Origin of the sequence: Thiohalorhabdus sp., from assembly GCF_036628635.1 — a bacterium.
GTDB lineage: Bacteria > Pseudomonadota > Gammaproteobacteria > Thiohalorhabdales > Thiohalorhabdaceae > Thiohalorhabdus.
Window position 1 is genome coordinate 1 of record NZ_JAZKRM010000059.1, and the last position, 10,635, is coordinate 10,635.

The following is a 10,635-nucleotide window of genomic DNA, read 5'->3' on the forward strand; positions in this document are numbered from 1 at the left end:
GGATATCTGATCAGCGGTTCTCCAGATCCGGAAATGATTGGGTCGCGGCCACTGGCCGCTCCTACAAGGGCCATTGCCCGAGGATGGGTTTTCGGGCGGAAAGGATTGGTGGAAGTTGGCGGCCTTTACCCCTGTCGTGATAATTGGCGCCCCGCGCTCAGGCACCAACATGCTGCGGGATGTGCTCACCCAATTCCCGGGCGTGGCCACCTGGCCCTGCGATGAGATCAACTACATCTGGCGCCACGGCAACCTGCGCTACCCCTCAGATGAATTCACCCCCGACATGGCCCGGCCCCGGGTGCGGCGCTATATCCGCCGGCAGTTCGACTGGGTGGCGCGGCGGTACGGGGCGGAGTTCGTGGTGGAGAAGACCTGCGCCAACTCCCTGCGCGTGCCCTTCGTGGATGCGGTGGTACCGGAGGCGCGCTACGTCTTCATCCGCCGCGATGGCCTGGATGCCGTGGGCTCGGCCATGAAGCGCTGGAAGGCGCCCCTGGACATCCCCTACCTGGCGCGCAAGGCGCGCTTCGTGCCCCTCACCGATCTGCCGTACTACGGCGGGCGCTACCTCTGGAACCGGTTCTACCGTCTGTTCTCCCGGGAGGAGCGGCTGGCCTTCTGGGGGCCGCAGCTGGCCGGCATGGAGGAGCTGCTGGCCGAGCACCCCCTGGACGAGGTCTGCGCGCTCCAGTGGCGGCGCTGCGTGGCATCCGCCGCCGCGGCCTTCGCGGCGATGCCGGCGGAGAAGTGGCTGGAGGTGGCCTACGAGGACTTCGTGACCGCCCCGGAGCGGGAGCTGGGGCGGGTGCTCGATTTCCTGGGGATTGAGGCAGGGGCCGCCGAACGGCAGGAGGCGGTGGCCGGGGTGCAGGCCGGCAGCATCGGCAAGGGGCGAGAGGCTCTGGACGGCGATGCGGTGCGGCGGCTGGAGCGCCTGGTTGGGGATGCGTTGGGGCTTTCCGAAGGTGCTTGCACAAAGTAACGGATAACGTTACTTTGAAAAAGTGAAATCGGATTCCCACCATCAACGACCCGCCGACTATGTCGATGCCCTGGCAGCTCGCGGTCGCTATCATTTCACGGTCGCGCAGCTTCAGGAGGCGCTGGGTCTGTCGGCTCCGGCGGCCCGCAACGCACTCAAACGCCTTGCCGCTCGAAACCGCGTCGCTTCCCCGGCCCGGGGTTTCTACGTTGTCATCCCGCCCGAATACCGCACGCTCGGCTGTCTGCCGGCCGAACAGCTCATCCCGGCCCTGATGGAGCGGGAGGGCAAGCCGTACTATGTGGGCCTGCTCAGTGCGGCGCAATATTACGGCGCTGCGCATCACCGCCCGCAGGAATTCCAGGTCTTTCTTGAGAAAAACCGCCGACCGATCGGATGCGGCGCAGTCCGGGTCGCCTTTATCGCGCGCAAGCGCCTGAAGGAGGTGCCGACCCGCTCGTTTAATACGCCGCGTGGTGCGGTGAAGGTCTCGACGCCCGAGGCGACGGCGATCGACCTTGCCGGCTATCTTGGCCATGCCGGCGGGCTTGATCAGGTTGCCACGGTGATTGTCGAGCTCGCCGAGGACATGGATGCCGCGCTGCTGGCCAAGGCAGCCGAAACGGGCCCCCTGCCGTGGGCGCAGCGCCTCGGCTATCTGCTGGAGCTAGGGGAAGTGGGTGAGAAGACGCACCCACTGCGGCGCTTCGTCGAGGCGCACGCCCGGGAATACGCGTTGCTGAGCCCCGGAACCGAGGCGCGGGATGCGCAGCGGAATAAGCGCTGGAAGCTTGTGATCAATACCGACGTGGAACCGGAGCTGTGATCCCGCGCGACTACATCACCGAATGGCGCAGCGAAGCGCCGTGGGTTGAAGATTACCAAGTCGAGCAGGATCTGGTAATCAGCAAGGCGCTCGTAGACATCTTCTCGCACCCGTTACTGGCCCGTACGCTGGCATTTCGGGGCGGCACGGCGCTTTACAAGCTCTTCATCTGGCCGCCGGCACGCTATTCGGAGGATATCGATCTGGTGCAGATAGAAGCAGAGCCGGCCAGCCCTATCATGGACGCTTTGCACGAAGTCCTGGACCCGTGGCTCGGCCGGCCGCGCTACAAGCAAAGCGAGGGCCGCGTTACGTTCGATTACCGTTTCACCTCGGAAGATTCGCCGCTGACATTGGCCCGCTGCTCGCCCACGGCCGCGCATGGGGCCTGGACGCCATGGCGCGGACCGTATCGGAAACCTTGATCAGCCGGCTGCCCGGTGATCCCTGGCAAGGTGGGACCTGATGGCTTCAACGTGGCGTTGTCACCATCGTGCCGACCCATGCGGAATGGACTGCCCGGCACTTGGCGCCACGGCAACCTACGCTAGCCGCCGGAGTGTCTAGCAGACTGCTATACAGTGGTGTATGTGGTTGTGTATACAGAGAAGGCACCCCATGACGACTCCAGCCAAGCGCGAAACGCCTATCAACCTGCGGGCCCTGCCGGCCCAGCGGGCGCTCATTGATCGAGCACGGCAGCTCACCGGCAAGAGTCGCACTGAATTCGTGCTCGAGGCGGCGTGCCGGGAGGCGGAAAATACCCTGCTCGATCAGCGGCTGTTCCTGCTGGACGAGGAGCGCTTTGCCGCCTTCGAGGAGGCCCTGGATGCGCCGGTCAAGGATAACCCGGCTCTGCGGAAGCTGCTGACGACGCCGGCGCCGTGGGATTAAGGGCCCCGGCACGGTTAACGGAGGAGCACGACACTTCGGGCTTCGATTGCGGGGTGCGAACGCTTACCGACTGGCTCCAGCGCGTTGCCTTGAAGAACGAGCACAACGACGGCTCGCGGACGTTTGTGGTCTGTGACGGCCAGGCAGTCGTCGGCTATTACACCCTTGCCACCGGCGCCATCCAACGTGCCGAGGCGCCCGGGAAGGTACGCCGGAATATGCCCGAGCCCGTGCCCATGCTCGTGCTGGGGCGCCTTTCAGTGGACAACCGGTACCACGGCAAGGGCATCGGTCGGGGGATGCTTCGGGACGCGGTGCTTCGGGTTGTGGGTGCATCCGAACAGGTCGGGATCAAGGCCGTTTTGGTGCACGCCCTATCCGAAGACGCCAGGCGGTTCTACGAACGGCATGGCTTCCAGGTGTCCCCTGCCGATGACATGACCCTGATGGTGACCCTCAAGGATGCCCGCGCCCTGATGGGCGGTTGATGTGATCTCTGGAAACAAGCTCGCACTATTGCCTCAGGCGCACCCGCTGGCCCAGCTAGGACTGTCTCCCAGGATTGCTCCGGTGTCCGCCGAGGTAAAAGGGGCTCACCAGAATATCGCTAATTGCGATACCAGGAAAAAGTTGCCATCCTGGATCCTGAGGGTAGGCAAGACGAAGAGGGTGACGTGCACGTCATTACGCAGAAGCGCATTTGGGAGGCCAAGGAACGGTGGCCCGAATCTTCTACCGCGCTGGATGCCTGGTACCGCCTGATCAAGAGCGCTTCGCCCCAGCACTTCGCCGACATGCAGCAGCTTTTCCCCTCGGTGCATAAGGTGGGCAACTGCCACGTTTTCGACCTCGGCGGCAATAAAATCCGGCTCATTGCCAAGGTGCAGTACCGAACGCAGAAGGTCTTCATTCGGTATGTGCTGGACCATCCCGAATACGACCGGGAGGCATGGAAAGATGACTGTTAAGGATCGCATTGAGGAGCAAGTCGAGGAGGCCGAGGCGCACTGGCGGCACATCGCCCCGTTGCTGTCGGAGATCACCGACGAGGCGGATTACGACCGGCGCGTGGCCATGATGGACCATCTGCTTGATCGGGCGAGCGACCTGGAAGATGACCCGCGGGCCGAGCTGGCATCCCGCATCGGCGACCTCATTGAGGCCTATGACGAACAGAAACGCCCCATGCCGGTATCCGGCAACCGGGAAGTCCTGCGCTACCTGATGGCTGAGCACGGCCTGACCCAGTCCGACCTTCCGGAGGTCGGGGGGCAGTCTGTGGTCTCGGAAATCCTCGCGGGGAAGCGGGATCTCAACTGGCGTCAGGTCCGGGCCTTAGCCGACCGTTTCGGGGTTTCCACCGATGCTTTCCGGGGTGGTTAGGGGCGGGGGAAGGGCCCAGCACATGACGCCACGGCAACCTGCGCTAGCCGTCGGACGAGCTGGCCCCTGAGCGGGCGATGGAGCCCGCTTAAGGGCTTCCTCCGCTGGACGAGGTCTGCGCGCTCCAGTCGCGGCGCTGGGTTGAATCCGCCGCCGCGGCCTTCGCGCAGATGCCGGAGGACAAGTGGCTGGAGGTGACCTACGAGGACTTCGGGATCTCCCCTGAGCGGGAACTGGGCCGGGTGCGCGATTTCCTGGGGCTCGAGGCCGGAGCCGCCGAACGGAAGGAGGCCGTGGCCGGGGTGCAGGCCACCAGCGTCGGCAAGGGGCGGGAGGCCCTGGACGGCGATGCGGTGGGGCGGCTGGAGCGCCTGGTGGGGGATGCGTTGGGGCGGTTTGGGTATGGGTGAGGGTGGGGAGTAGCCCATTCCGGGACCTCTGTGAGATCCCGGGTCGCGGCTGGTAGCCGCTCCTACAATTATGCTTTTTGGGCAAAGCGGACGGTCAATAACAGGAAAGGGGTTTCTTGGCTATTTCCGTTGAAGGGAAGGACACCCCGCAAGGGCTCAGCAAGCCCCAGGCCGCGCTCAAGCGCAGCTTTGATTTCTTCGGGGCGGCGGTGGGGCTGGTGCTCACCTCCTGGATCATCCTGCCGGCGTGGCTTCTGGCCACGCTGGACACTCGCGCCAACGGCTTCTTCACCCAGGAGCGGGTGGCGCGGAACGGGCGCATCTTCCGGGTGGTTAAGCTGCGCACCATGCGGCCCGATACCCGTCTGGATACCACCGTCACCACCGGCCATGATCCCCGCATCACCCGCCTTGGGCGTTTCTTCCGGCGCGCCAAGATCGACGAGCTGCCCCAGCTGTTCAACGTGCTGGTGGGGCACATGAGCTTCGTCGGGCCGCGGCCGGACGTGCCCGGCTACGCCGACGCCCTGGAGGGTGAGGACCGCGTCATCCTCAGCGTCCGCCCAGGTATAACCGGGCCGGCCACGCTGGCCTACCGCAACGAGGAAGAGCTCCTGGAACAGGTGGCCGACCCGGAGCGCTACAACCGCGAGGTGATTTTCCCGGACAAGGTGCGCCTGAACCGGGAGTACGTGGAGCATTGGTCCTTCCGAAAAGATCTGGGGTATATCTGGCGGACGGTGGTGGGGTGAAATAGGTGGGGAAATACGCCAAACTAAGGCAGAAGATCCTGGCGGGAGGGGCGGATGCCAATGTGGACTTCGCCGGCCTGCGGAATTTATTGCTCCGGTTGGGCTTCGAAGAACGCATAAAAGGGGACCACCACATTTTCACGCGTGGTGACGGGGAAGAGATAATTAACTTACAGCCCCGAGGGAATAAGGCCAAACCGTATCAGGTCAAACAGGTGCGGACTTTATTGGTTAAGTACAGGCTGGGGGAAATCGATGTCGATTAGGTACGAGCTGATCATCTATTGGAGTGAGGAGGACCAGGCCTTCCTCGTCGAGGTCCCGGAGCTTCCCGGGTGCATGGCCGATGGGGAATCCTACGAAGAGGCGGTGGCCAACGCCCGGCAGGTTATCGAGGAATGGATCGAGACCGCGCATGAGCTTGGCTGGCCTGTACCGGAGCCGAAGGGGCGGTTGCTGTACGCGTGACCAGTTTTTCGACTCGATAAGGAATAGATGAATTTAACGGCCTACCTGATGCTTGGCCTCACCGGGGTCCTAGCCTTTGCTGGCCTCGGAATCGCGTACGCCAGCCACAAGGCGCATGAGCGGGATAAAAAGGGTGGGGGTGGGGCGGGATGACCGCTCCCACAGTCCTGCTGGTGGCCTTCTCAACCTATTGCCCCCCTCTGTCTTCTAGAAACTGAGAAAGCTTGAATGAATTCCTGGCCCCATTACGACCCCGACGAGATCGAGGCCGTCCGGGCGGTTCTGGCCTCCGGACGAGTGAACTATTGGAACGGCGGCGAAGGCCGCGCCTTCGAGGAGGAGTTTGCCGCCTACTGCGGCGCACCCTATGGGGTGGCGGTGGCCAATGGCACCCTGGCCCTGGAGCTGGCCCTGCATGCCCTGGGCATCAGTGCCGGCGACGAGGTGGTGGTGACGCCCCGCACCTTCCTGGCTTCGGCGAGCAGCATCGTCCTGCGCGGGGCAACGCCGGTTTTCGCCGATGTGGATGCCGACAGCCAGAACATCACCCCGGACACGGTCCGCGCCGTCCTCACGGAGCGGACCAAGGCGGTCATGCCGGTGCACCTGGCCGGCTGGCCGTGCGATATGGCCGGCTTCCGCGCGCTGGCCGACGAGCACGGCCTGAGCCTCATCGAGGACTGCTCCCAGGCCCACGGGGCCACCTACCAGGGCTATCCGGTGGGGGCCTGGGGCGACGCCGCGGCCTTTTCCTTCTGCACGGACAAGATCATGTCCACGGGCGGGGAGGGCGGCATGCTGCTGCTCCAAGACGAGGCCGCCTGGCGCCGGGCCTGGTCTTTCAAGGACCACGGCAAGGACTGGGACGCGGTCTACAACCGCGAGCACCCGCCCGGCTTCCGCTGGCTGCACGAGTCCTTCGGCACCAACTGCCGGCTCACGGAGATGCAGGCCGCCATCGGCCGCATCCAGCTCACCAAGCTGGAAGGTTGGCTGAGCCGGCGCCGGGCCCACGCCGCCCGCCTGAACGACGCCGGACGGGCCTTCCCCGCCCTGCGCCTCACCGAGCCGCCCGAGCACGTGGGCCATGCCTACTACAAGTGGTACGCCTTTGTCCGGCCGAAGGGGTTGCGCCCCGGCTGGGACCGGGATGCCTTGGTCGCCGCGCTGCAGGAGCGGGGCGTGCCGGCCATGCAGGGGATCTGCCCCGAGGTCTACCGCGAGCGGGCCTTCGAGGGAACGGGCTTCCAGCCCGCCGAGCGCCTGCCCGTGGCCCGGGAGCTGGGCGAGACCAGCCTTATGCTGCCGGTGCATCCGACGTTGACCGAGGAGGAGGTGGCGGGGTTCTGCGAGGGGGTCCGGGCGGTAATGGGGGAGGCCGACGCGGGCGTATAAGGGCTGGGAGAGGTGGTGGAACTGGTGCCCGGCCTAGCCCTCCGCGGGCCGCAGGTGGACTACCTTCTCGCCCGTTTCGGCCGAGCCCGACCCTTCGGTTGCGGGCTCTGGCTGGAACTCGGGCACCAGCTGCCGCAGCTGGGGGAGTAGGTCGCGCCCGCTGGCCTGGGCCTGCGCCTCCAGCTGCTCGACTTCATCCTTGAGGGTCGACCAGTCCTCGCTACCCCGGCAGCGGGAAAGCAGGATCTTCTGGTGGCTGGTTCCCTGCAGCTCCTCCCCCTGGTGGAACAGCTCCTCGTAGAGCTTCTCTCCCGGCCGCAGGCCGGTGTACTGGATCTCGATCTCCCGGCCCGGCTCCTTGCCCGACAGGCGGACCATCTGCTCGGCCAGGTAGGCGATCTTGATGGGCTCGCCCATCTCCAGGACGAAGATCTCGCCCCCTTGCCCCATGGCCTCGGCCTGCAGGATGAGCTGGCAGGCCTCGGGGATGGTCATGAAGTAACGGGTGATCTCCGGGTGGGTGACCGTCACCGGCCCGCCGCGGGCGATCTGCTCGCGGAAGGTGGGGATGACGCTGCCGGCGGAATCGAGGACGTTGCCGAAGCGTACGGTGATGAAGCGGGTGGCCGAATGGGCGTCGAGGTTCTGGCAGAAGACCTCGGCGGCCCGCTTGGTGGCGCCCATGACATTGGTGGGGTTGACCGCCTTGTCCGTGGAGACCAGGACGAACTTGTCGGCCGCGTACCGGTCGGCGGCCTCCGCCATGATCCGGGTCCCGGTGAGGTTGTTGCGAATCGCCTCGCGGGCGTGGGTCTCCAGCAGCGGCACGTGCTTGTAGGCGGCCGCGTGGAACACCGCGTCCGGGGCGTGCTGGGCGAACAGGCCCGCCACCGCCTCGCGGTCCCTGACGTCGGTGAGCGAGCAGGTGAACGAGACCTCGGGCGCCGCTTCCAGAATCTCCCGCTCCAGCCGGAACAGGTGGTACTCGCAGTTCTCCACGACCACCAGGCGGCCGGGCCCGAAGTGGGCGATCTGGCGGCAAAGCTCCGAGCCGATGGAGCCGCCGCCGCCGCTGACCAGGACGGTCTTGCCGCGCAGCTGGGATCCGATGGACTCGCAGTCGAGGTCCACCGGATCCCGCCCCAACAGATCCTCGATGGCCACCTCCTGGAGATCGGTAAGCTGGGCCTTGCCCGAGACCAGGTCCTGCAGCCGGGGCAGGGTGCGGAAGGGCAGCCCGGTTTGCTCGCAGAGCTCGACCACCCGCCGCATCTCGGCCGTGGAGGCCGAGGGGAGGGCGATGATGATCAGGTCCACGGCCTCCCGGCGGGCGACCTCCGGCAGCCGATCGATCCAGCCGATGACCGGCAGGCCCCGGATCTTGGCGCCCTGGACCTGGGGGCTGTCGTCGAGGAAGCCCACCAGCTTGTGGTCGGGGTGGTTCTGGATGTCGCGGGCGAGCATTTCCCCCGCCGCGCCGGCCCCGAGCGCCAGAACCCGCTGGGTCGGGGCCTCCGTGTCCGCCCCGATCCGGCGGTCCCGGAACAGCCGGTAGGCGAGGCGCGGGCCGTTGAGCAGCAGGACGAGGAAGACCGGATAGAGGACCGGCACCGTGCGGGGGATGCCTTCCATCCGGTTGTACAGGAACACGGCGGCGATGATGGCCAGGGTCCCCAGGGCCACCGCCTTGATGATCCGCCAGGCATCCGGGACGCTGGCGAAGCGCCAGACGGCCCGGTAGGCACCCGTCGCCCAGAGGAGTAGCCCCTGGATGGCGACGACGAGGGGGAGGGTGGTCGTCAGGGGCTCCAGTGGAACCTGGGTGGGGTGGAGGTCGAAGCGGATGAGGAACACCCCGGTCCACGCCACCGCCACCATGACCAGATCGTGGAGGACGACGAAATAGCGCTTACGAATCCGATTCCACACCGACGACGGCCCCCCGAGGCGGATATGGCCCTGGGTTATCCCTTTTTGCCCTGGGTATTTTACGGCGGGAAGGCTGCCATGGCTAGAGCGGGTGCCGCCTGCGAGTGGACAGCGCTGCGGCTGGCGGGGCCATAGCCCCATGAAGACCGTCTGCCATTCCCCGTCCCTGACTCCTGTCCTGGTGGGGGCCGCGATTGCCCTGTTCTACCCGGTATACCGGGTCGTTGGGTGGCTGGGGCCGGGGCTGGAGGAAACCGGCATCGGGCTGATCGCTTCCCTGGTTGTGCTCGGGGTGGCGGGGGTGGCCAAGCACCTATGGCCCCGTCGCAATGGGGTGACCCTCCAGTTCGAGCGCAGTTCTCGCCAGAATGTCTTGCACGTCATACTCCATCGCCGCCTTACCCGGCTGGCGCACCTGAAGCTGCGGATCGCGGATTACTACGGCCAGGAAGATTGGATGGCGGTCCCCGAGACCCGAAAGGCGATTGCCGATGAGCTTCGTCCCCACCGGGACGTCTTGGCTGCGGCGGACAAGTTTCATTTGGTGGGCCTGGACGAGGAAGGCTGCCAGATCGTCAGCCGGCTGATTCGGGAGGTCCTGGCAGCGGGGTGAAGACGGCGGGTGGGGTCGTTCCCTTTCGGTTCGGTCAGGAAGGATGCCGGAGTACGGGCTCGAGTCCTGTGAGAGCGGCCATTGGCCGCGACGGGAAGGGCCTCCCGATCCGAGTCGGGGCTGGTAGCCCCTCCCACAAGTCCCATACCTGAGTTAGCCGGGTAGGCAGTTTCTGATAAGCGGATTATCAATAGATCTGGCGGACGTCGGGGAGGCAAACACTCCAAACGGGTATGCTGATTGGGTGGTGAAGGAAGGGGGGCTTGAGGAGACCAGGTGAGGCTTTGGCCGCCGATTTCCGGCGGGTTGGAGTTGCCGCCTTGGTTGCTGGGCTTATTGGTGGGTTTCTGGAGGATCGGGTCCCTGGCGGTTCGGCGATCGGAGCCGCGGTGCTGGGCCTGCTTCTGAATCTGGCTGGTTATTGGCTGCATGATCGCGAGGAGAGGGCACAATGACCCCTTTTATTGTTATGGGAATAATCGCCATTGGCATGGGCTTGTCGGCATGGGTGGTTCTCCGGTGGGAGAGCCACCACCGGGGTAGGAAAGCCAGCTGAAGGCTTTGTGGGAGCTGCCATTGGCCGCGAGAGAAAGGGCCTCCGATACGGCCGGGGTGGGTAGCCCTTCCCACAAGCACCATCTTTGAATGGGGCGGATAGGTTTTTTGACGAATTTCACGGGCCTCGGTGAAGATCGAGATCCTAACTGTCAGGTCTCGCCACTCTCCGTGCCAGTCGCTTCCTCGATAGGGCTTCGCTGCCCTTCGTCAAACCCTTCCTCAAGGGAAGCGGCGGTCAAAAGGCGCAGGGACCAGCGTTGCAGGGTTTCCCCATCCGCTGCCTGGATCCGCTCCCGCGTCCCCTCATCCAGCTTCCCGTACTTGCCTTCGAGAAGACCGAGCAAAATCTCGGCTTGGTGAGCCCCATGGACTACCAACACACCGTTCCGGGGTTTAGCAGCCTTCCGAATCCGGTAGAATTC

14 protein-coding genes and 1 pseudogene are annotated in these 10,635 nt (G+C 65.3%); 13 read left to right on the top strand and 2 right to left on the bottom strand.

Annotated features, from left to right (window positions below; translation table 11 throughout):
• Positions 1–136: 136 nt before the first annotated feature.
• The 12 genes from V5A19_RS12595 to V5A19_RS12645 all read left to right on the top strand — a co-directional run bounded on the left by V5A19_RS12595 (position 137) and on the right by V5A19_RS12645 (position 7,113).
• A complete protein-coding gene (locus V5A19_RS12595; protein ID WP_332327873.1) occupies positions 137–985 on the top strand; it encodes a sulfotransferase family protein in 849 nt (282 codons plus the stop codon).
• A 22-nt stretch (positions 986–1,007) separates the two neighbouring features.
• A complete protein-coding gene (locus V5A19_RS12600; RefSeq protein ID WP_332327866.1) occupies positions 1,008–1,811 on the top strand; it encodes a type IV toxin-antitoxin system AbiEi family antitoxin in 804 nt (267 codons plus the stop codon).
• Entirely contained in the window at positions 1,808–2,236 is a 429-nt protein-coding gene (locus tag V5A19_RS12605) for a nucleotidyl transferase AbiEii/AbiGii toxin family protein (RefSeq protein WP_332327867.1), read from the top strand. The genes V5A19_RS12600 and V5A19_RS12605 overlap by 4 nt, the downstream gene beginning before the upstream one ends.
• A gap of 193 nt (positions 2,237–2,429) precedes the next feature.
• Positions 2,430–2,705, top strand: coding sequence for a type II toxin-antitoxin system TacA family antitoxin (locus tag V5A19_RS12610; protein ID WP_332327868.1), 276 nt, complete (start codon positions 2,430–2,432; stop codon positions 2,703–2,705).
• A gap of 53 nt (positions 2,706–2,758) precedes the next feature.
• Positions 2,759–3,193, top strand: coding sequence for a GNAT family N-acetyltransferase (locus V5A19_RS12615; RefSeq protein WP_332327869.1), 435 nt, complete (start codon positions 2,759–2,761; stop codon positions 3,191–3,193).
• A gap of 186 nt (positions 3,194–3,379) precedes the next feature.
• A complete protein-coding gene (locus V5A19_RS12620) occupies positions 3,380–3,673 on the top strand; it encodes a type II toxin-antitoxin system HigB family toxin (RefSeq protein WP_332327870.1) in 294 nt (97 codons plus the stop codon).
• Positions 3,663–4,088, top strand: a complete 426-nt coding sequence (locus V5A19_RS12625; protein ID WP_332319744.1) for a helix-turn-helix domain-containing protein — start codon at positions 3,663–3,665, stop codon at positions 4,086–4,088. Before V5A19_RS12620 ends, V5A19_RS12625 begins: the two co-directional genes overlap by 11 nt.
• A 170-nt stretch (positions 4,089–4,258) precedes the next feature.
• Positions 4,259–4,498, top strand: coding sequence for a hypothetical protein (locus tag V5A19_RS12630; RefSeq protein ID WP_332319745.1), 240 nt, complete (start codon positions 4,259–4,261; stop codon positions 4,496–4,498).
• Positions 4,499–4,614: 116 nt separating this feature from the next.
• On the top strand, positions 4,615–5,250 hold the full coding sequence (locus V5A19_RS12635) for a sugar transferase (protein WP_332319746.1): 636 nt from the start codon (positions 4,615–4,617) through the stop codon (positions 5,248–5,250).
• Between the two features lie 62 nt (positions 5,251–5,312).
• On the top strand, positions 5,313–5,516 hold the full coding sequence (locus tag V5A19_RS14405) for a type II toxin-antitoxin system HicA family toxin (RefSeq protein ID WP_443081501.1): 204 nt from the start codon (positions 5,313–5,315) through the stop codon (positions 5,514–5,516).
• On the top strand, positions 5,506–5,718 hold the full coding sequence (locus tag V5A19_RS12640; RefSeq protein ID WP_332319747.1) for a type II toxin-antitoxin system HicB family antitoxin: 213 nt from the start codon (positions 5,506–5,508) through the stop codon (positions 5,716–5,718). Before V5A19_RS14405 ends, V5A19_RS12640 begins: the two co-directional genes overlap by 11 nt.
• Before the next feature lie 228 nt (positions 5,719–5,946).
• Positions 5,947–7,113, top strand: a complete 1,167-nt coding sequence (locus V5A19_RS12645) for a DegT/DnrJ/EryC1/StrS family aminotransferase (RefSeq protein WP_332327871.1) — start codon at positions 5,947–5,949, stop codon at positions 7,111–7,113.
• A gap of 33 nt (positions 7,114–7,146) precedes the next feature.
• Here V5A19_RS12645 and V5A19_RS12650 read toward each other — a convergent pair whose 3' ends face one another.
• Positions 7,147–9,042, bottom strand: a complete 1,896-nt coding sequence (locus V5A19_RS12650; protein ID WP_332319749.1) for a polysaccharide biosynthesis protein — start codon at positions 9,040–9,042, stop codon at positions 7,147–7,149.
• A gap of 139 nt (positions 9,043–9,181) precedes the next feature.
• On the opposite strand from V5A19_RS12650, the gene V5A19_RS12655 reads away from it, so the two are divergent.
• The gene (locus V5A19_RS12655) at positions 9,182–9,655 is read left to right on the top strand and encodes a hypothetical protein (protein ID WP_332319750.1); all 474 of its coding nucleotides are present in this window, start codon (positions 9,182–9,184) and stop codon (positions 9,653–9,655) included.
• A gap of 707 nt (positions 9,656–10,362) precedes the next feature.
• Here the strand turns inward: V5A19_RS12655 and V5A19_RS12660 are convergent.
• Positions 10,363–10,635 (bottom strand): annotated as a pseudogene (locus V5A19_RS12660) (hypothetical protein); the annotation flags it as partial.